18 protein-coding genes are annotated in these 20085 nt (G+C 61.2%); 16 read left to right on the top strand and 2 right to left on the bottom strand.

The features are described 5' to 3' along the window. Positions 1-28 precede the first annotated feature (28 nt). Both C8K58_RS00500 and C8K58_RS00495 read right to left on the bottom strand, forming a co-directional pair. Positions 29-901: a LysR family transcriptional regulator gene (locus C8K58_RS00500; RefSeq protein WP_027606335.1), complete on the bottom strand. Its 873-nt coding sequence runs from the start codon at positions 899-901 to the stop codon at positions 29-31. Positions 902-973: 72 nt separating this feature from the next. Further along, positions 974-1870 carry a DMT family transporter gene (locus C8K58_RS00495; protein WP_092357614.1) on the bottom strand — a complete coding sequence of 299 codons (897 nt, stop codon included), beginning with the start codon at positions 1868-1870 and terminating at the stop codon, positions 974-976. Between the two features lie 189 nt (positions 1871-2059). Between C8K58_RS00495 and C8K58_RS00490 the strand changes: the two genes are divergently transcribed. The 16 genes from C8K58_RS00490 to nuoI all read left to right on the top strand — a co-directional run bounded on the left by C8K58_RS00490 (position 2060) and on the right by nuoI (position 20076). Continuing rightward, a complete protein-coding gene (locus C8K58_RS00490; RefSeq protein WP_108572682.1) occupies positions 2060-2506 on the top strand; it encodes an NUDIX hydrolase in 447 nt (148 codons plus the stop codon). A 59-nt stretch (positions 2507-2565) separates the two neighbouring features. Beyond that, on the top strand, positions 2566-3690 hold the full coding sequence (gene mnmA, locus C8K58_RS00485) for a tRNA 2-thiouridine(34) synthase MnmA (protein WP_108572680.1): 1125 nt from the start codon (positions 2566-2568) through the stop codon (positions 3688-3690). Continuing rightward, a complete protein-coding gene (gene hflD, locus C8K58_RS00480) occupies positions 3687-4310 on the top strand; it encodes a high frequency lysogenization protein HflD (RefSeq protein ID WP_027606331.1) in 624 nt (207 codons plus the stop codon). The genes mnmA and hflD overlap by 4 nt, the downstream gene beginning before the upstream one ends. A 125-nt stretch (positions 4311-4435) precedes the next feature. Continuing rightward, positions 4436-5806 (top strand): adenylosuccinate lyase, encoded by a 1371-nt coding sequence (purB, locus tag C8K58_RS00475; RefSeq protein ID WP_027606330.1) that lies wholly within the window; start codon positions 4436-4438, stop codon positions 5804-5806. An 84-nt stretch (positions 5807-5890) separates the two neighbouring features. Then, positions 5891-7057, top strand: coding sequence for a cupin domain-containing protein (locus C8K58_RS00470; protein ID WP_027606329.1), 1167 nt, complete (start codon positions 5891-5893; stop codon positions 7055-7057). Beyond that, positions 7050-7472 (top strand): GNAT family N-acetyltransferase, encoded by a 423-nt coding sequence (locus C8K58_RS00465; RefSeq protein ID WP_027606328.1) that lies wholly within the window; start codon positions 7050-7052, stop codon positions 7470-7472. Before C8K58_RS00470 ends, C8K58_RS00465 begins: the two co-directional genes overlap by 8 nt. 230 nt (positions 7473-7702) lie before the next feature. After that, on the top strand, positions 7703-8440 hold the full coding sequence (locus C8K58_RS00460; RefSeq protein ID WP_027606327.1) for a secretin N-terminal domain-containing protein: 738 nt from the start codon (positions 7703-7705) through the stop codon (positions 8438-8440). A gap of 494 nt (positions 8441-8934) precedes the next feature. Then, complete coding sequence (gene aceA / locus C8K58_RS00450) at positions 8935-10260, top strand: isocitrate lyase (RefSeq protein ID WP_003219577.1); 1326 nt, start codon at positions 8935-8937, stop codon at positions 10258-10260. 594 nt (positions 10261-10854) lie between these two features. Continuing rightward, positions 10855-11268 (top strand): NADH-quinone oxidoreductase subunit A, encoded by a 414-nt coding sequence (locus C8K58_RS00445; protein WP_003219575.1) that lies wholly within the window; start codon positions 10855-10857, stop codon positions 11266-11268. A 10-nt stretch (positions 11269-11278) separates the two neighbouring features. Continuing rightward, positions 11279-11953, top strand: coding sequence for an NADH-quinone oxidoreductase subunit B family protein (locus C8K58_RS00440; protein ID WP_003174719.1), 675 nt, complete (start codon positions 11279-11281; stop codon positions 11951-11953). Between the two features lie 72 nt (positions 11954-12025). Further along, positions 12026-13810, top strand: coding sequence for an NADH-quinone oxidoreductase subunit C/D (nuoC, locus tag C8K58_RS00435; protein WP_027606326.1), 1785 nt, complete (start codon positions 12026-12028; stop codon positions 13808-13810). Between the two features lie 2 nt (positions 13811-13812). Then, on the top strand, positions 13813-14310 hold the full coding sequence (gene nuoE / locus C8K58_RS00430; RefSeq protein ID WP_010566874.1) for an NADH-quinone oxidoreductase subunit NuoE: 498 nt from the start codon (positions 13813-13815) through the stop codon (positions 14308-14310). Continuing rightward, the gene (gene nuoF, locus C8K58_RS00425) at positions 14307-15662 is read left to right on the top strand and encodes an NADH-quinone oxidoreductase subunit NuoF (RefSeq protein ID WP_027606325.1); all 1356 of its coding nucleotides are present in this window, start codon (positions 14307-14309) and stop codon (positions 15660-15662) included. Before nuoE ends, nuoF begins: the two co-directional genes overlap by 4 nt. Before the next feature lie 135 nt (positions 15663-15797). After that, the gene (gene nuoG / locus C8K58_RS00420; RefSeq protein WP_108572678.1) at positions 15798-18512 is read left to right on the top strand and encodes an NADH-quinone oxidoreductase subunit NuoG; all 2715 of its coding nucleotides are present in this window, start codon (positions 15798-15800) and stop codon (positions 18510-18512) included. Then, positions 18509-19516, top strand: a complete 1008-nt coding sequence (nuoH, locus tag C8K58_RS00415) for an NADH-quinone oxidoreductase subunit NuoH (RefSeq protein ID WP_017137518.1) — start codon at positions 18509-18511, stop codon at positions 19514-19516. The genes nuoG and nuoH overlap by 4 nt, the downstream gene beginning before the upstream one ends. Positions 19517-19527: 11 nt before the next feature. Then, positions 19528-20076, top strand: coding sequence for an NADH-quinone oxidoreductase subunit NuoI (nuoI, locus tag C8K58_RS00410; RefSeq protein ID WP_003174725.1), 549 nt, complete (start codon positions 19528-19530; stop codon positions 20074-20076). The last annotated feature ends 9 nt before the right edge of the window (positions 20077-20085 follow it).

Genomic DNA, 20085 nt, shown 5'->3' with positions numbered 1-20085 from the left:
CACGTGCCGGGGTTTGTGTTTTCAGGGTTTATGCAACACCGTATTCCTCGCGCCATGCGGCCTCGATAATCGCCAGGAACTGCGGTTTGTACCAAGGCTCCCAGCCCGGCCTCTGCTTGAGTTCAACCCCAAACCCCGGCAGCGCAGGCAAATGCGCGAGCGCTTCGACGTTTTTCAAGCCCGGCACCTGGGCAAACCAGGGTAAAAGCGTCACACCGACTCCCGCCTGGACCGCTGAACGCAGCGACATCAAGTCTTCAGACTCATACACGCAGCGCCACCTGATGCCACTCTCCTCCAAACGCCGAATCGCCAGGCTCCTGAACACGCAGGGCGCCTTGAACAGCGCCAGCGAAACTTCCTGCCCTTCCATGGGGGCTGCCGCACACTCGCCACCCAGCCACATCAACGAAAGTGCATGCAAAGGCACGCCAGCGACTTTTGGCAACTCATCAATCATCAGGCCAATATCGATTCGTCCCTCACTGAACGCCTCTGCGAGCAACAGGGAACGCGCGACCTTGACCACAATTCGCACTGAAGGTAATTCAAGCGCCAGAGCAGGAATAATGCGCTGCAGGATTTCCTCGCTGAAATATTCGGGAATACCCAGCGTCACGGACTCTTGAGTGCGACTGGCATCAAACAGGCTCCCCACTTTGTCGTTGACGCTGACCATTTGCTGGGCATAGCCGGTCAAGCGCTCTCCTTCGAGGGTGAGCAACACCTGCCGATTGTCGCGGGCAAAAAGCTCGACACCCAGCAAATCCTCAAGTCGTCGAATTTGCTGGCTGATTGCCGGCTGGGTCAGGCTCAACGCTTGCGCGGCCCGGGTGAAACTGCCCAGCTCTGCGACCTTGAGGAAACTGCGCAGCGACTGAATATCAAGATTGACTCTCATGCCACACCCATGGGAGTGAGTAATTATTCCCCGCCATTAGTGCAAGGCGCCCGCTATACCTGTCAAGACTACCTACTTGGCGCGCACATGATTCATCCAATAAACCCCTGCCCCTGAAACAACAAACCCTACAATCGCCACCCCACTCGGCACCTCACCCAACACCAACGACGCCATGATCTGCGTGACCGCCGGAATCACATGAAACAAGTTCGTCGCCTTACTCGCCTCCCCGCGTCGAATCATCAAATACAGCAGCGTCAGCGCACCCACGGAGTTCATCAGCGTGATCCAGGCCACCGACGCTGCGAATGGAACCCACTCGGTGACCTGCATGGTTTCGGTGGTGTAGGCCAGCAGCAACATGACCAACGACGCGGTGACCATCTGAATGAAACACCCCACCCATAGATTCACCCCGCCAAGAAAGCGCTTCTGGTAGAGCGTGCCAAGCGTGATACCCAATAGCGCCAAGCCCACCGCGCCGTAACCACCCACTGACGCCTCGGAGCCAAAAAAGCTGCTGGCCACGACGATGGCCACGCCGCCAACGCCGAGGATCGAACCCGGCAGGTCGCGCCAACTCAATTGTTCACCCAGGCAGAAATAGGCACCGATCACCACGAACACCGGCATCAGCCCGACGATCAATGCCGCCTGCCCTGCGGGAACGCCGTGGCTGATGCCGGTGTAAAGGCCGCCGAACTGCAGGGCCTGCAACAGCAGCCCCACTGTCGCAGCATGGAAGTAGGGTGCAAGTCGTTTCGGCCATTGCGCCTTGATGGCGAGTGCAACGCCCAGGAACACCAGGGCAGCCAGGGCAAACCGATAGAACGTCATGGTGAAGGGCTCGCCATAACGCACACCGAACGCACCGCCGATGTAGCCGGAACTCCACAGCAGGATGAAGGCAATGGGCAGTGGCGATGTAAGGCGTACTTCGTAGCTTTTATCGGCAATCGGGTTCATGACACTCTCCAAACTGAGGGTTCTGGAGAGATAAGCTGCGCCAGGCGCTGAAATCGGTAAAATCATAAAATGTCAGGCGCATCATGCAGATTGCTTATGCATCATCCTTGTGGGAGGGGGATTGCCCCCTCCCACACTGCTGTAATCCTGCTCCAAGACTGCGCTGCATTCAGAATCGAGAGGCATCCCATGACCTGGCAACCCCACATCACCGTCGCCACCATCGTCGAAGACAACGGCAAATTCCTGATGGTCGAAGAGCTCAAGGGCGGCCGCGCCGTGCTCAACCAGCCCGCCGGCCATCTCGACCCGCATGAAACCCTGACCGAGGCCGCCGTGCGCGAAACCCTCGAGGAAACCGGCTGGGACGTGGAAGCCACGGGCATCGTCGGCATCTACCTGTACACCGCACCCAGCAACGGGGTTACCTATCAACGCGTCTGCTTTATTGCCAAGGCACTGAAACACCACCCGGACTATCAACTGGACGAAGGCATCCTGCGTGCCCGCTGGCTCACCCGCGACGAACTGCTAGCCGTGCGCGACGCCTGGCGCAGCGAGCTGATCATCCGCTGTATCGATGATTACCTGGCCGGTCAGCGTCACAGCCTGGAATTGATCCGCCCTTCTCTTTAGCCTTGCGGGCCCAGGCCTGTTAGAATCGCGTCCTTTTTCAAGACACCCGTTGAAACCCTATGCGTGATCCAGCCCCTTCTGACACACAAAAGAAGCGCGTCATCGTCGGCATGTCCGGCGGCGTGGACTCTTCCGTTTCCGCCGTTCTGCTCATGGAGCAGGGTTATGAGGTGGAAGGCCTGTTCATGAAGAACTGGGAAGAAGACGATGGAACGGAATATTGCACCGCCATGGACGACCTCGCGGACGCCCAGGCCGTGTGCGACAAAATTGGCATCAAGCTGCACACCGCCAACTTCGCCGCCGAGTACTGGGACAACGTGTTCGAGCACTTCCTGGCCGAATACAAGGCTGGTCGCACGCCGAACCCGGACATCCTGTGCAACCGCGAAATCAAGTTCAAGGCGTTCCTCGACTACGCCATGATCCTTGGCGCCGATTTGATTGCCACTGGCCACTACGTGCGCCGCCGTGACATCGATGGCCACACCGAACTGCTCAAGGGCCTGGACCCGAACAAGGACCAGAGCTACTTCCTGCACGCCGTCGGTGGTGAACAGATCGCCAAGACCCTGTTCCCGGTGGGCGAGCTGGAAAAGCCAGAAGTGCGCAGGATCGCCGAGCAACACGGCCTGGCGACCGCCAAGAAGAAGGACTCCACCGGGATCTGCTTTATCGGCGAGCGCCGCTTCAGCGACTTCCTCAAGCAGTACCTGCCGGCGCAGCCGGGCGAGATCAAGACCACCGACGGCGAAGTGATCGGCCGTCACCACGGCCTGATGTACCACACCATCGGCCAGCGCCAGGGCCTGGGCATCGGCGGCCTGAAGGATGCCGGCGAAGAGCCGTGGTACGTGCTGGTCAAGGACCTGGAACACAACGTGCTGATCGTCGGCCAGGGCAATGAACACCCGCTGCTGTTCTCGGGCGCACTGCTGGCCTCGGAGATCTATTGGGTCAACCCGATCGACCTGAGCACCCCGCGCCGCCTCACGGCCAAGGTACGCTATCGCCAGGGCGACCAGCCCTGCGTCCTGGAAAAAACCGCGACGGGCTACCGCGCCACCTTTGATGACCCGCAACGCGCGGTCACCCCTGGCCAGTCCGTGGTGTTCTATGACGGCGAAATTTGCCTGGGCGGCGGCGTGATTGAAGTCGCCGAAGCCTGGAGCAACCCGGCATGAGCCCGACCCAGGAGCAATTGACAGCACTCGGCGGGGTATTTCTCTCCGCCGTGCTGGTGGACAAGATCGCCAAGACCGGCCAGGTTACCGAAGCCGGCCTGACCTGCATGCTCGGCAGCCTGCTGATCCGCGACCCCAAGGACACCCTGGAAGTCTACGGCGGCGACGACCTCGCACTGCGTGAAGGTTACCGCGCACTGATCGGCGCCCTGGAGCGCGACCCGAGTACCTTGCAGCGTGAGCCGCTGCGCTACGCCCTGTCGATGCTCGGCCTCGAGCGCCAGCTGGCCAAGCGCGAAGACATGCTGGAAACCATCGGCAAACGCCTGCCGCAGATCCAGTCCCAGGTAGAACACTTCGGCCCGGCCCACGAAAACGTGATCGCCGCCTGCGGTGCGCTGTACCAGGACACCTTGAGCACCTTGCGCCAACGCATCCAGGTGCACGGCGACATGCGCAACCTGCAGCAACCGAACAACGCCTCGAAAATCCGCGCACTGCTGCTCGCCGGCATTCGTTCGGCGCGGTTGTGGCGGCAATTGGGCGGTCATCGCTGGCAGCTGGTGATCAGCCGACGCAAATTGCTCAAAGAGCTTTACCCGTTGATGCGCAACGAATAAGTCGCACCGACAGGCTATTTTCAAGCCGTTACGCGTAATACGCCGGTCAGTTGGCAACGGACCGGTGGATTTTTTCATGTATGATACGCGCCCCATTTCGTTGCCCGACTGTCCGAGAACACCCCATGCAGCTCTCTTCGCTCACTGCGGTTTCCCCTGTTGACGGCCGCTACGCCGGCAAAACCCAGGCCCTGCGCCCTATTTTCAGCGAATACGGCCTGATCCGTGCTCGTGTACTGGTTGAAGTGCGCTGGCTCCAGCGCCTGGCCGCTCACCCCGCCATCAGCGAAGTGCCGGCGTTCTCCGCCGAAGCCAACGCTGTACTCGACGCCCTGGCGGACAACTTCTCCCTGGAGCACGCCGAGCGTGTGAAAGAGATCGAGCGCACCACCAACCACGACGTCAAGGCCATCGAATACCTGCTCAAGGAGCAGGCGGCCAAGCTGCCGGAACTGGCCCAGGTCAGCGAATTCATCCACTTTGCCTGCACCAGCGAGGACATCAACAACCTGTCCCACGCCCTGATGCTGCGCGAAGGCCGTGATGACGTGATGCTGCCGCTGATGCGCCAGACCGCCGAAGCGATCCGCGAGCTGGCCATCCGTTTCGCCGATGTGCCGATGCTGTCGCGTACCCACGGCCAGCCGGCGTCGCCGACTACCCTGGGCAAGGAACTCGCCAACGTGGTGTACCGCCTGGAGCGCCAGATCGCTCAAGTCGCAGCAGTCCCACTGCTGGGCAAGATCAACGGCGCCGTGGGCAACTACAACGCCCACCTGTCGGCCTACCCTGAGATCGACTGGGAAGCCAACGCCCGCGCCTTCATCGAAGACGAGCTGGGCCTGGGCTTCAACCCGTACACCACGCAGATCGAACCCCACGACTATATTGCCGAGCTGTTCGACGCCATCGCGCGCTTCAACACCATCCTGATCGACTTCGATCGCGATATCTGGGGCTACATCTCCCTGGGCTACTTCAAGCAGCGCACCATTGCCGGTGAAATCGGTTCGTCGACCATGCCGCACAAGGTCAACCCGATCGACTTCGAAAACTCCGAAGGCAACCTCGGCATCGCCAACGCCCTGTTCCAGCACCTGGCCAGCAAGTTGCCGATCTCCCGCTGGCAGCGCGACCTGACCGACTCCACCGTACTGCGCAACCTCGGCGTGGGCTTTGCCCACAGCGTGATCGCGTACGAAGCCAGCCTCAAAGGCATCAGCAAACTGGAGCTCAACGCGCAGAAAATCGCCGCTGACCTGGACGCGTGCTGGGAAGTGCTGGCCGAGCCGATCCAGACCGTGATGCGCCGCTACAACATCGAAAACCCTTACGAGAAGCTGAAAGAGTTGACCCGTGGCAAGGGCATCAGCCCTGAAGCACTGCAAACTTTCATCGACGGCCTGGACATGCCAGCCGCGGCCAAGGCCGAGCTGAAACTGCTCACCCCGGCCAACTACATCGGCAACGCTGTAGAGCAAGCCAAGCGCATCTGATTCGCGCAAGCCCCCTTGAGACGCCCGGCCGCGCCGGGCGTTTTTATTTCAGTCTGAAAAGTACTTTTTTTCAATAGGTTACACATGAATCCTGATATCCCTCTTCAACTTCTGGGCGGCATCACGGCACGGGAATTCCTGCGCGACTACTGGCAGAAAAAACCACTGCTGATCCGCCAGGCGATCCCTGACTTCGAAAGCCCGATCGACGCCGACGAACTCGCCGGCCTGGCCCTGGAAGAAGAAGTCGAATCGCGCCTGGTGATCGAACACGGCGAACGCCCGTGGGAACTGCGCCGCGGCCCGTTCGCCGAAGACGCCTTCAGCACCCTGCCTGAGCGTGAGTGGACACTGCTGGTACAGGCGGTCGACCAGTTCGTGCCGGAAGTGGCCGAGTTGCTGGAGCAGTTCCGCTTCCTGCCAAGCTGGCGCATCGACGATGTGATGATCAGCTTTGCCGCACCCGGCGGCAGCGTAGGCCCGCACTTCGACAACTACGACGTGTTCCTGCTGCAGGCCCAGGGCAAGCGCAACTGGAAGATCGGCCAGATGTGCAGCTCCGAAAGCCCGCTGCTGCAACACGCCGACCTGCGCATCCTCGCCGAATTCGAAGAAAGCGCCGAATGGGTGCTGGAACCGGGCGACATGCTCTACCTGCCGCCACGCCTGGCGCATTTCGGCATCGCCGAAGATGACTGCATGACGTACTCGGTGGGCTTTCGCGCCCCAAGCGCCGCAGAAGTACTGACCCACTTCACCGACTTCCTCGCCCAGTACCTGACCGACGAAGAGCGCTACACCGACGCCGACGCGCAGCCGGTCAGCGACCCGCACCAGATCCAGAGCGACGCCCTCGACCGCCTCAAGAGCCTGCTGGCCGAGCACATGAGCGACGAGCGCATGCTGCTGACCTGGTTCGGCCAATTCATGACCGAGCCGCGCTACCCGGAACTGGTAGCAGGCGAAGAGCTGGGCGAAGACGACTTCATCAACAGCCTGCAGGACGGCGCGATCCTGGTGCGCAACCCAAGCGCGCGCATGGCCTGGTCGGAAGTCGACGATGACGTCCTGCTGTTCGCCAGCGGCCAGAGCCGTTACCTGCCGGGCAAACTGCGCGAACTGCTGAAACTGGTCTGCGCCGCCGATGCCCTGCACGCCGAAAACCTCGGCGAATGGCTGCTGGACGAAGACGCCCGTGACCTGCTGTGCGAGCTGGTCAAGCAAGGAAGCCTGGGGTTTGCCGATGAATAGGATTCACGTAGGTGTCGCGGACTGGCATAAGGATATCGCCGAGATTCGGCGCATTCGTGAAGCGGTATTTATCGCTGAACAATCGGTTCCACCTGAGCTTGAGTGGGATGCGGATGACGCAGACGCAGTGCATTTCCTTGCATTCGAAGGCGACTTTCCGATTGGCACCGCGCGCCTGCTGCCCAGCGGCGAGATCGGCCGGGTGTCGGTGCTCAAGGACTGGCGCGGACTGAAGGTCGGCGACAAGCTGATGGAAGCGGTGATCGGCGTGGCCGAGCAACGTGGCCAGACCAAGCAGTTCCTGAGCGCGCAGGTGTATGCGGCGCCGTTCTATGAGCGACTGGGCTTCAAGATCGTCAGCGAGGAATTCCTGGAAGTCGGGATTCCCCATGTCGATATGGTGCGCGGGGGCTGATCCCTGCTGTAAGGGCTTGCCCGTGGTGAGCCAGCTTGCCTGTGGTGAGCGGGCTTGCCCCGCGCTGGGCTGCGTAGCAGCCCCAAACCAAACGCCGCATTCTTTCCGTAAGAACGCGGCGTTTTTTATAGGGGCTGCTACGCAGCCCAGCGCGGGGCAAGCCCGCTCACTACACCCCAGGCCGACAAACTGGCACTATCAAGCCTAACTGACTCGCAGAGATAACGGACATGTCCCTACGCACCCTGCTCACCGCCCTCCTCCTCACCGCCAGCTGCTCGGCAATGGCCGACACCGAAGTCGTCAACCTGAGCAACCGCACCAGCACCGACCTGCTCCCGGTTGCACAGAACTTCATCGGCAAGGACGGCACCGTCAGCGCCTACGGCAACCAGCTTATCGTCAACGCTGCCCCCGGCAAGATCCAGGACCTGCGTGCGCTGCTCGCCCAGCTGGATACACCAGCCAAGCGCCTGCTGATCACCGTCGATACCAATGAAAACAACCAGCAGAACAGCGGCGACAGCCAGACCCGCATCATCAGCTACGGCACGGCCAGCCGCGACGGCGGCATCCAGCAGATCCAGGCCAGCGAAGGCGTGCCCGCGCTGATCCAGGTCGGCCAGAGCGTGCCACTGACCACGACCCAACCCGACGCCTACGGTCGCCCGCAGAACCAGACCCAGTACCGCAACGTCACCCAGGGCTTCTACGTCACCGCCAGCGTCACCGGCGAGACCGTGCACCTGGCGATCAGTACCAACCGTGACCGCATGAGCCAGGAACGTCCCGATGTAGTGAATGTGCAAAGCACCGACACAACCGTCAGCGGACGTCTTGGCGAATGGATCCCCCTGGCCGGCATCAACCGCGAGACCCAGGCCGATAAATCCTCCACAACCCGCAGCTACTCTACCCAGGGCCGCGATGACCTGACGTTGCGGGTCAAGGTCGACACCCTGAACTGAAGCACCAAAAACTGACTGATGAGTCGTATTAGACTAAAGATGTAGTGCCTGAAAAAAAGCACTACAAAACATTTGACGATCCAAAAAAGCATGGGCATGATGGCCTCGCTCCCGCTAATCAGGGGCCCTGGCAAGGGCCTTCGGATCGCCGCTCCAAGCTACCCACCCGAGCCGATTCGTGTCTGTACCGCCCACAAGGTGTGTTTGACGAGGTTGCGACTGGAACGAAGTTGTCCCGAGGGACGGAAGCTAACCAGGTAACCCGGCTACACACTGATGGATAGTACAAAGGCCCACGATGCCCGAAGACCGTTCGCAGTTCGCCCTTACCTGCTCAACTCCTCCCTTGAGCCATCGTTCATCCCGTCGCCTGCCCCGCCGAACTTGACTTGAACACCTGAGCTTCTGGTCAGCGAGCAGCCATAACCACGCATTCACTACGTGGCTGGCAAATGGAATTTTCCACCTAGACCTATGCGACGAGGTTTTCCCCCATGGCACTGACACGCGAACAGCAAATTGCAGCCCTCGAGAAAGACTGGGCTGAAAACCCACGCTGGAAAGGCGTAACCCGCGCTTATTCCGCTGCTGACGTCGTCCGCCTGCGTGGCTCGGTTCAACCTGAGCACACCTTTGCAAAACTCGGCGCCGAGAAGTTGTGGAAGCTGGTCACCCAAGGTGCCAAGCCGTCCTTCCGCCCCGAGAAAGATTTCGTCAACTGCATGGGCGCCCTCACTGGCGGCCAGGCAGTCCAACAGGTGAAAGCCGGTATCCAGGCGATCTACCTGTCCGGCTGGCAAGTGGCAGCGGACAACAACTCCGCTGAATCCATGTACCCCGACCAATCGCTGTACCCGGTGGACTCCGTGCCGACCGTGGTCAAGCGCATCAACAACTCGTTCCGTCGTGCCGACCAGATCCAGTGGAAAGCCGGTAAAGGCCCGGGTGATGAAGGCTACATCGACTACTTCGCGCCCATCGTGGCCGACGCCGAAGCCGGTTTCGGCGGCGTACTGAACGCCTATGAGCTGATGAAGAGCATGATCGAGGCTGGCGCGGCCGGCGTGCACTTCGAAGACCAACTGGCTTCGGTGAAGAAATGCGGCCACATGGGCGGCAAGGTACTGGTACCGACCCAGGAAGCCGTACAGAAGCTGACCGCTGCCCGCCTGGCGGCTGACGTTGCCGGCACGCCGACCATCATCCTGGCCCGTACCGACGCCAACGCTGCAGACCTGCTGACCTCGGACTGCGACCCGTACGACCAGCCGTTCGTGACGGGCGAACGCACCCAGGAAGGTTTCTACAAAGTGCGCGCCGGTCTCGACCAGGCCATCGCCCGCGGCCTGGCCTACGCGCCGTATGCCGACCTGATCTGGTGCGAAACCGCCAAGCCGGACCTGGACGAAGCGCGTCGCTTTGCCGAAGCAATCAAGAAGGAATACCCGGACCAGCTGCTGTCCTACAACTGCTCGCCTTCCTTCAACTGGAAAAAGAACCTGGACGACGCGACCATCGCCAAGTTCCAGCGCGAACTGTCCGCCATGGGCTACAAGCACCAGTTCATCACCCTGGCCGGCATTCACAACATGTGGCACAGCATGTTCAACCTGGCGCACGACTACGCCCGCAACGACATGACCGCCTACGTGAAGCTGCAGGAACAGGAATTCGCTGACGCCGCCAAGGGCTACACCTTTGTGGCCCACCAGCAGGAAGTCGGCACCGGCTACTTCGACGACATGACCACCGTGATCCAGGGCGGCACCTCGTCCGTGACCGCGCTGACCGGTTCGACCGAAGAAGAGCAGTTCCACTGATCGATGTGAGTACACGGCCACGGCGGATCCGTTAAAGAGCTAACCGCAGTGCCGCACGATCTGACGCCCCGACTGGTTCGGGGCGTTTTTTTTGCCGGTACACATCCCACTGATTCAATCGGGAAAATGTGGGAGGGGGCTTGCCCCCGATAGCGGTGAGGAACCCTCGCAACCTGAAGATTTTGTACAAAACCTTGATCCAGAGCGGTATTGGCTGCAGATAAATCGGTTAAAAGATCCGCTCCAACAACTCGCGCTAATCAGGCAAGTAACGGCAACTTACTCCGCTGTATGAGAAACAATCGCTTCAACCCCGCGCAAACAATATTCATTATCATTTAGAACATAAAAACTTCGTTACAGGTTAAACAAAACACATTTGATCAAATGCCCGCTAATGCCCGCCCCGCAAGGGCTACAGCCCCAAGAAGGTGCACTATGTGCTTATTCCATCGAATAATTTCGCCCTAGGAATTTTACTTGCCCGGTGTTTAGCCATAAAATCACCGCGATTGATTGCAGTGCGACATATCGTCACTGCATCGTTACTTTTTCGAGCTCAGAGACCTTTGCTCTCTGTTAAGGATTTCCAGCATGACCGAAGCGACAGGACTCATGGCCCACAACTGGGGCTTTGCCATTTTCCTCCTCGGTGTTGTCGGCCTTTGCGCCTTCATGCTCGGTGTGTCCAGCCTCCTCGGGTCAAAAGCCTGGGGCCGCAGCAAGAATGAACCGTTCGAATCCGGCATGCTGCCTACAGGTGGCGCCCGCTTGCGGCTCTCAGCCAAATTCTATCTGGTCGCGATGCTCTTCGTGATCTTCGACATCGAAGCCCTCTTTCTCTTTGCCTGGTCTGTGTCCGTCCGCGAAAGCGGCTGGACCGGATTCGTCGAAGCCCTCGTTTTCATAGCAATTCTGTTGGCAGGCCTTGTCTACCTATTTCGAGTGGGCGCCCTTGACTGGGCTCCGGAAGCTCGTCGTAAGCGGCAAGCGAAGCTGAAACAATGAGGCTTTGGCGATGCAATACAATCTCACCAGGATCGACCCGGATGCTCCTAACGAGCAGTACCCCATCGGCGAACGGGAAACCGTTTCCGATCCGTTAGAAGACCAAGTCCACAAGAACATCTACATGGGCAAGCTCGAAGACGTGCTGAGTGGCGCGGTCAACTGGGGACGTAAGAACTCCCTGTGGCCGTACAACTTCGGTCTTTCGTGCTGCTACGTGGAAATGACCACCGCCTTCACGGCGCCCCACGACATCGCGCGCTTTGGCGCCGAAGTTATCCGGGCATCACCGCGCCAGGCGGATTTCATGGTTATCGCCGGTACCTGCTTTATCAAGATGGCGCCGATCATCCAGCGTCTCTACGAGCAAATGCTCGAGCCAAAGTGGGTTATCTCCATGGGTTCGTGCGCCAACTCCGGTGGCATGTACGACATCTACTCCGTGGTTCAGGGGGTGGACAAGTTCCTGCCCGTGGACGTCTACGTGCCTGGCTGCCCGCCCCGCCCCGAAGCATTCCTGCAAGGCTTGATGCTGTTGCAGGAATCGATTGGCAAGGAGCGTCGCCCGCTTTCCTGGGTCGTCGGCGATCAAGGCGTGTACCGCGCCGAGATGCCGTCGCAAAAGGAACAGCGCCGCGAACAGCGAATCGCAGTCACCAACCTGCGCAGCCCCGACGAAGTCTGATCCAGCCCCGCTTCTTTTATAGAACGAAAACCTGGCTTCATTCTTTACGTTGACCGAAAGCGATAAAAAACCATGACTACAGGCAGTGCTCTGTACATCCCGCCTTATAAGGCAGACGACCAGGATGTGGTCGTCGAACTCAATAACCGTTTTGGCCCTGACGCCTTCACCGCCCAGGCCACACGCACCGGTATGCCGGTGCTGTGGGTGGCGCGCGCCAGGCTCGTCGAAGTCCTGACCTTCCTGCGCAACCTGCCCAAGCCGTACGTCATGCTCTATGACCTGCATGGCGTGGACGAGCGCCTGCGCACCAAGCGCCAGGGTCTGCCGAGCGGCGCCGATTTCACCGTGTTCTATCACCTGATGTCGCTGGAACGTAACAGCGACGTGATGATCAAGGTCGCACTGTCCGAGAGCGACCTGAGCGTGCCGACCGTGACCGGTATCTGGCCGAACGCCAGCTGGTACGAGCGCGAAGTCTGGGACATGTTCGGTATCGACTTCCCGGGCCACCCGCACCTGACGCGCATCATGATGCCGCCAACGTGGGAAGGTCACCCGCTGCGCAAGGACTTCCCTGCCCGCGCCACCGAATTCGACCCGTTCAGCCTCAACCTCGCCAAGCAGCAGCTTGAAGAAGAGGCCGCGCGCTTCCGTCCGGAAGACTGGGGCATGAAGCGATCCGGCACCAACGAGGACTACATGTTCCTCAACCTGGGCCCGAACCACCCTTCGGCCCACGGTGCCTTCCGCATCATCCTGCAACTGGACGGCGAAGAAATCGTCGACTGCGTACCGGACATCGGCTACCACCACCGTGGTGCCGAGAAGATGGCCGAGCGTCAGTCGTGGCACAGCTTCATCCCGTACACCGACCGTATCGACTACCTCGGCGGCGTGATGAACAACCTGCCGTACGTGCTCTCGGTCGAGAAGCTGGCCGGCATCAAGGTCCCGGACCGCGTCGACACCATCCGCATCATGATGGCCGAGTTCTTCCGGATCACCAGCCACCTGCTGTTCCTGGGTACCTATATCCAGGACGTCGGCGCCATGACCCCGGTGTTCTTCACCTTCACCGACCGTCAGCGCGCCTACAAGGTCATCGAAGCCATCACCGGTTTCCGCCTGCACCCGGCCTGGTACCGCATCGGCGGCGTCGCCCACGACCTGCCGAATGGCTGGGAACGCCTGGTCAAGGAATTCATCGACTGGATGCCCAAGCGCCTGGACGAGTACCAGAAGGCTGCGTTGGATAACAGCATCCTCAAGGGCCGTACCATCGGCGTCGCCCAGTACAACACCAAAGAGGCCCTGGAATGGGGCGTCACCGGTGCCGGCCTGCGTTCGACCGGTTGCGACTTCGACCTGCGTAAAGCGCGCCCCTATTCCGGCTACGAGAACTTCGAGTTCGAAGTCCCGCTGGCGGCCAATGGCGATGCCTACGACCGTTGCATCGTGCGCGTCGAAGAAATGCGCCAGAGCCTGAAGATCATCGAGCAGTGCATGCGCAACATGCCGGCCGGCCCGTACAAGGCGGATCACCCGCTGACCACGCCGCCGCCGAAAGAGCGCACGCTGCAGCACATCGAAACCCTGATCACGCACTTCCTGCAGGTTTCGTGGGGCCCGGTAATGCCGGCCAACGAATCCTTCCAGATGATCGAAGCGACCAAGGGTATCAACAGTTATTACCTGACGAGCGATGGCGGCACCATGAGCTACCGCACCCGGATTCGTACCCCAAGCTTCGCCCACTTGCAGCAGATCCCTTCGGTGATCAAAGGCGAGATGGTCGCGGACTTGATTGCGTACCTGGGTAGTATCGATTTCGTTATGGCCGACGTGGACCGCTAAGCATGAACAGCACGCTTATCCAGACAGACCGTTTCACCTTGAGTGAAACCGAGCGCTCGGCCATCGAGCACGAGCTGCATCACTACGAAGACCCGCGCGCGGCGTCGATCGAGGCCTTGAAGATCGTCCAGAAGGAACGTGGCTGGGTGCCGGACGGCGCCCTCTACGCCATCGGCGAGATCCTCGGCATCCCCGCCAGCGACGTTGAAGGCGTGGCGACGTTCTACAGCCAGATCTTCCGCCAGCCGGTCGGCCGCCACATCATTCGCGTGTGCGACAGCATGGTCTGCTACATCGGTGGCCACGAGTCGGTGGTCAGCGAGATCCAGGCCAAGCTGGGCATCGGCCTCGGCCAGACCACCCCGGACGGCCGCTTCACGCTGCTGCCGGTGTGCTGCCTGGGCAACTGCGACAAGGCGCCGGCGTTGATGATCGACGACGACACATTCGGTGACGTGCAGCCTGCTGGCGTGACCCAATTGCTCGAGGGCTACCCATGACCCTGACTTCCTTCGGCCCGGCCAACCTGATCAAGCGTTCGGCCGAGACCCACCCGCTGACCTGGCGCCTGCGTGACGACGGCGAGCCGGTATGGCTCGACGAGTACCAGGCCAAGAACGGCTACGCCGCTGCGCGCAAGGCCTTCGCCGACATGGCCCAGGACGACATCGTCCAGACCGTGAAGGACGCCGGCCTCAAGGGTCGCGGCGGTGCAGGCTTCCCCACGGGCGTGAAGTGGGGCCTGATGCCCAAAGACGAATCCATCAACATCCGCTACCTGCTGTGCAACGCGGATGAAATGGAACCCAACACCTGGAAAGACCGCATGCTGATGGAGCAACTGCCCCATCTGCTGATCGAAGGCATGCTGATCAGCGCCCGCGCGCTGAAAACCTACCGTGGCTACATCTTCCTGCGCGGCGAATACACCACCGCCGCCAAGCACCTCAACCGTGCCGTGGCAGAAGCCAAGGCCGCAGGCCTGCTGGGCAAGAACATCCTCGGTTCGGGCTTTGACTTCGAACTGTTCGTGCACACCGGCGCCGGGCGTTACATCTGCGGTGAAGAAACCGCACTGATCAACTCCCTCGAAGGCCGCCGCGCCAACCCGCGCTCCAAGCCGCCCTTCCCTGCCGCCGTGGGCGTGTGGGGCAAGCCGACCTGCGTGAACAACGTCGAGACCCTGTGCAACGTGCCGGCGATCATCGCCGACGGCGTGGACTGGTACAAATCGTTGGCCCGCGAAGGCAGCGAAGACATGGGCACCAAGCTCATGGGTTTCTCCGGCAAGGTCAAGAACCCTGGCCTGTGGGAGCTGCCCTTCGGCGTGACCGCACGCGAGCTGTTCGAGGACTACGCCGGCGGCATGCGCGACGGCTACACCCTCAAGGCCTGGCAGCCAGGCGGCGCCGGCACCGGCTTCCTGCTCCCCGAGCACCTCGACGCACAAATGTACGCCGGCGGCATCGGCAAGGTGGGCACCCGGATGGGTACCGGCCTGGCGATGGCGGTGGACAACACCGTGAACATGGTCTCGCTGCTGCGCAACATGGAGCAGTTCTTTGCCCGTGAATCCTGCGGCTTCTGCACCCCATGCCGCGACGGCCTGCCGTGGAGCGTGAAGCTGCTGATGGCCCTGGAAAACGGCGAAGGCCGCGAGGGTGATATCGAAACCCTGCTGGGCCTGGTCGGTTTCCTCGGCCCAGGCAAGACCTTCTGTGCTCACGCACCGGGTGCCGTGGAGCCATTGGGCAGCGCAATCAAATACTTCCGCTCGGAGTTCGAAGCCGGCATTGCGCCCACCAGCGCCGCCGTCCCGCCTCTGGCAAGGCCGATCGTAGTCGGCGCGTAACGCTTAAACAGGCGAAGGGTCCGTGCCCTTCGCCTGCTCATGTGCTGACGCCTTCATGGCTGTGTAGATGCACATGAATAACAAGATTCCATTAGCCACGCCCGCTGACAACGGGCCAACGAAGAACTTTGAACCATGGCCACTATCCACGTAGACGGCAAAGCGCTCGAAGTCGATGGGGCGGACAACCTGTTACAGGCGTGTCTGTCACTCGGCCTCGATATCCCGTATTTCTGCTGGCACCCCGCGCTTGGTAGCGTCGGTGCCTGTCGCCAGTGTGCGGTCAAGCAGTACACCGACGAAAACGACACCCGTGGTCGTATCGTCATGTCCTGCATGACCCCAGCCACCGACAACACCTGGATCTCCATCGACGATGAAGAATCCAAGGCGTTCCGCGCCAGCGTTGTCGAATGGCTGATGACCAACCACCCCCACGACTGCCCGGTCTGTGAGGAAGGCGGTCACTGCCACCTGCAAGACATGACGGTGATGACCGGCCACAACGAGCGCCGTTATCGCTTCACCAAGCGTACCCACCAGAACCAGCAACTGGGCCCGTTCATTTCCCACGAAATGAACCGCTGCATCGCCTGCTACCGCTGCGTACGTTTCTATAAAGACTACGCCGGCGGCACCGACCTCGGCGTATTCGGCGCCCACGACAACGTGTACTTCGGTCGCGTTGAAGACGGCGTGCTCGAAAGCGAGTTCTCCGGCAACCTCACCGAGGTCTGCCCGACCGGTGTGTTCACCGACAAGACCCACTCCGAGCGCTACAACCGTAAGTGGGACATGCAGTTCTCGCCAAGCATCTGCCATGGCTGCTCGAGCGGTTGCAACATCTCCCCGGGCGAGCGCTACGGCGAACTGCGTCGCATCGAAAACCGCTTCAACGGTTCGGTCAACCAGTACTTCCTGTGCGACCGTGGCCGTTTCGGCTATGGCTACGTCAACCGCGAAGACCGCCCACGCCAGCCACTGCTGGCCGATGGCGCCAAGCTGAGCCTGGACGCGGCGCTGGACAAAGCCGCCGACCTGCTGCGCGGCCGCAACATCGTCGGTATCGGCTCGCCCCGCGCCAGCCTCGAAAGCAACTACGCGTTGCGCGAGCTGGTGGGTGCCGAGCACTTCTACTCCGGTATCGAAGCCGGTGAGCTTGAGCGCATCCGCCTGGTCCTGCAGGTGCTGAACGACAGCCCGCTGCCGGTGCCGAACATGCGCGACATCGAAGACCACGATGCCATCTTCGTGCTCGGTGAAGACCTGACCCAGACCGCCGCGCGCATCGCGCTGTCCCTGCGTCAATCGGTCAAAGGCAAGGCCGAAGACATGGCCGACGCCATGCGCGTCCAGCCTTGGCTCGACGCTGCGGTGAAAAACATCGGCCAGCACGCGCTGAACCCGCTGTTTATCGCCAGCCTGGCGGAAACCAAGCTCGACGACATCGCCGAAGAATGCGTCCACGCCGCACCGGACGACCTGGCCCGCATCGGTTTCGCCGTGGCCCACGCCCTCGACGCCAGCGCGCCGGCAGTCGAAGGCCTCGACACTGAAGCCGCCGAACTGGCCCAGCGTATTGCCGATGCCCTGCTGGCAGCCAAGCGTCCATTGATCATTGCCGGTACCTCGCTGGGTTCCAAGGCCTTGATCGAAGCCGCCGCCAACATCGCCAAAGCCTTGAAGCTGCGCGACAAGAACGGCTCCATCAGCCTGGTGGTGCCGGAAGCCAACAGCCTTGGCCTGGCCATGCTCGGCGGCGAGTCCCTGGATGCCGCCCTGCAAACCGTGATCGACGGCACTGCCGATGCGATCGTGGTGCTGGAAAACGACCTGTACACCCGCACCGACGCCGCCAAGGTTGACGCTGCGCTGAACGCCGCCAAGGTCCTGATCGTCGCCGACCACCAGAAGACCGCCACCAGCGATCGCGCCGACCTGGTACTGCCGGCCGCCACCTTCGCCGAAGGCGACGGCACCCTGGTCAGCCAGGAAGGCCGTGCCCAGCGCTTCTTCCAGGTGTTCGATCCGAAGTACATGGACGCCAGCATCCTGGTTCACGAAGGCTGGCGCTGGCTGCATGCCCTGCGCGCGACCCTGCTGAACCAGCCGATCGACTGGACCCAGCTCGACCACGTCACCGCCGCAGCCGCCGCGAGCGCGCCGCAGCTGGCGCGTATCGTCGACGCCGCACCGTCCGCCGCGTTCCGCATCAAGGGCATGAAGCTCGCCCGTGAGCCGCTGCGTTACTCCGGTCGTACCGCCATGCGCGCCGACATCAGCGTGCACGAACCGCGTACCCCGCAAGACAACGACACCGCGTTCGCCTTCTCCATGGAAGGTTACTCGGGTTCGGTCGAGCCACGTCAGCAGGTGCCGTTTGCCTGGTCGCCGGGCTGGAACTCGCCACAGGCCTGGAACAAGTTCCAGGACGAAGTCGGTGGTCACATCCGCGCCGGCGACCCGGGCACTCGCCTGATCGAACCCCAGGGCGACGCGCTGAACTGGTTCGCTGCGGTCCCGCGTCCGTTCAACCCGGCCCAGGGCACCTGGCAGGTTGTGCCGTTCTTCCACCTGTTCGGCAGCGAAGAGACCTCTTCCAAGGCCGCCCCGGTACAAGAGCGCATTCCCGAGGCCTATGTGTCCGTGGCCAAGTCCGAAGCCGACCGCCTGGGCGTCAACGACGGCGCACTGCTCAGCGTGACCGTGGCCGGCCAGACCCTGCGTCTGCCGCTGCGCATCAACGAAGAGCTGGGTGCCGGCCTGGTTGCCCTGCCTAAAGGCGTCGCCGGCATCCCGCCGGCGATCTTCGGCAAAACCGTTGACGGTCTGCAGGAGGCAGCGCAATGACCTGGTTCACCCCTGAAGTGATCGACGTGATCATCTCGGTCGTCAAGGCCATCGTGATCCTGTTGGCCGTGGTCGTCGCGGGCGCCCTGCTCAGCTTCGTCGAACGTCGCCTGCTGGGCTGGTGGCAGGACCGTTACGGTCCGAACCGCGTTGGCCCGTTCGGTATGTTCCAGATCGCCGCCGACATGCTGAAGATGTTCTTCAAGGAAGACTGGACCCCGCCGTTTGCCGACAAGGTGATCTTCACCCTGGCACCGGTCGTGGCCATGAGCGCCTTGCTGATCGCCTTCGCGATCATCCCGATCACCCCGACCTGGGGCGTGGCGGACCTGAACATCGGCTTGCTGTTCTTCTTCGCCATGGCCGGCCTGTCGGTCTACGCGGTGCTGTTCGCCGGCTGGTCGAGCAACAACAAGTTCGCCCTGCTGGGCAGCTTGCGGGCCTCGGCCCAGACCGTGTCCTACGAAGTGTTCATGGGCCTCGCGCTGATGGGCATCGTGGTGCAGGTCGGCTCGTTCAACATGCGCGACATCGTCGAGTACCAGGCGCAGAACCTGTGGTTCATCATTCCGCAGTTCTTCGGCTTCTGTACCTTCTTCATCGCCGGCGTCGCCGTGACTCACCGTCACCCGTTCGACCAACCGGAAGCGGAACAGGAACTGGCCGACGGTTACCACATTGAATACGCCGGCATGAAATGGGGCATGTTCTTCGTCGGTGAATACATCGGCATCATCTTGATCTCGGCCCTGCTGGTCACGCTGTTCTTCGGCGGCTGGCACGGTCCGTTCGGCATCCTGCCGCAGCTGGCGTTCTTCTGGTTCTTCCTGAAGACCGCGTTCTTCATCATGCTGTTTATCCTGCTGCGCGCTTCCATTCCGCGTCCACGATACGACCAGGTGATGGATTTCAGCTGGCGCTTCTGCCTGCCGCTGACCCTGATCAATTTGCTGGTGACTGCTGCCGTTGTGTTGTTGAACACGCCAGCGGGCGCGGTTCAGTGAGGATTTGACCCATGTTCAAATATATTGGCGACATCGTTAAGGGTACCGGTACCCAGTTGCGAAGCCTGGTGATGGTTTTCGGCCATGGCTTTCGTAAACGCGACACCCTGCAATACCCGGAAGAAGCGGTGTACCTGCCGCCGCGCTATCGCGGCCGCATCGTACTGACCCGCGACCCCGATGGCGAAGAGCGTTGCGTGGCCTGCAACCTGTGCGCCGTGGCGTGCCCGGTGGGTTGCATCTCCCTGCAGAAAGCTGAAACCGAAGACGGTCGCTGGTACCCGGACTTCTTCCGCATCAACTTCTCGCGCTGCATTTTCTGCGGCCTCTGCGAGGAAGCTTGCCCGACCACCGCGATCCAGCTCACACCGGATTTCGAGATGGCCGAGTTCAAACGTCAGGACCTGGTGTACGAGAAAGAAGATCTTTTGATCTCTGGTCCCGGTAAAAACCCTGATTACAACTTCTATCGTGTTGCAGGTATGGCCGTTGCCGGTAAGCCGAAAGGCGCCGCACAAAACGAAGCCGAGCCGATCAACGTGAAGAGCTTGCTGCCTTAAGGAAGAAAG

The organism is Pseudomonas sp. GV047 (genome assembly GCF_003058245.1).
GTDB lineage: Bacteria > Pseudomonadota > Gammaproteobacteria > Pseudomonadales > Pseudomonadaceae > Aquipseudomonas > Aquipseudomonas marginalis.
This window is presented reverse-complemented; position numbering and strand designations above follow the sequence as displayed.

Bases quoted from the DNA above. Each gene is read 5' to 3' on its own strand.
- C8K58_RS00445 (WP_003219575.1), top strand. From the start codon at position 10,855: ATGACCGAAGCGACAGGACTCATGGCCCACAACTGGGGCTTTGCCATT.
- C8K58_RS00490 (WP_108572682.1), top strand. From the start codon at position 2,060: ATGACCTGGCAACCCCACATCACCGTCGCCACCATCGTCGAAGACAAC.
- nuoI (WP_003174725.1), top strand. From the start codon at position 19,528: ATGTTCAAATATATTGGCGACATCGTTAAGGGTACCGGTACCCAGTTG.
- C8K58_RS00470 (WP_027606329.1), top strand. From the start codon at position 5,891: ATGAATCCTGATATCCCTCTTCAACTTCTGGGCGGCATCACGGCACGG.
- purB (WP_027606330.1), top strand. From the start codon at position 4,436: ATGCAGCTCTCTTCGCTCACTGCGGTTTCCCCTGTTGACGGCCGCTAC.
- nuoE (WP_010566874.1), top strand. From the start codon at position 13,813: ATGAACAGCACGCTTATCCAGACAGACCGTTTCACCTTGAGTGAAACC.
- C8K58_RS00500 (WP_027606335.1), bottom strand. From the start codon at position 901: ATGAGAGTCAATCTTGATATTCAGTCGCTGCGCAGTTTCCTCAAGGTC.
- C8K58_RS00460 (WP_027606327.1), top strand. From the start codon at position 7,703: ATGTCCCTACGCACCCTGCTCACCGCCCTCCTCCTCACCGCCAGCTGC.
- C8K58_RS00440 (WP_003174719.1), top strand. From the start codon at position 11,279: ATGCAATACAATCTCACCAGGATCGACCCGGATGCTCCTAACGAGCAG.
- nuoG (WP_108572678.1), top strand. From the start codon at position 15,798: ATGGCCACTATCCACGTAGACGGCAAAGCGCTCGAAGTCGATGGGGCG.
- hflD (WP_027606331.1), top strand. From the start codon at position 3,687: ATGAGCCCGACCCAGGAGCAATTGACAGCACTCGGCGGGGTATTTCTC.
- nuoF (WP_027606325.1), top strand. From the start codon at position 14,307: ATGACCCTGACTTCCTTCGGCCCGGCCAACCTGATCAAGCGTTCGGCC.
- C8K58_RS00495 (WP_092357614.1), bottom strand. From the start codon at position 1,870: ATGAACCCGATTGCCGATAAAAGCTACGAAGTACGCCTTACATCGCCA.
- C8K58_RS00465 (WP_027606328.1), top strand. From the start codon at position 7,050: ATGAATAGGATTCACGTAGGTGTCGCGGACTGGCATAAGGATATCGCC.
- mnmA (WP_108572680.1), top strand. From the start codon at position 2,566: ATGCGTGATCCAGCCCCTTCTGACACACAAAAGAAGCGCGTCATCGTC.
- nuoH (WP_017137518.1), top strand. From the start codon at position 18,509: ATGACCTGGTTCACCCCTGAAGTGATCGACGTGATCATCTCGGTCGTC.
- nuoC (WP_027606326.1), top strand. From the start codon at position 12,026: ATGACTACAGGCAGTGCTCTGTACATCCCGCCTTATAAGGCAGACGAC.
- aceA (WP_003219577.1), top strand. From the start codon at position 8,935: ATGGCACTGACACGCGAACAGCAAATTGCAGCCCTCGAGAAAGACTGG.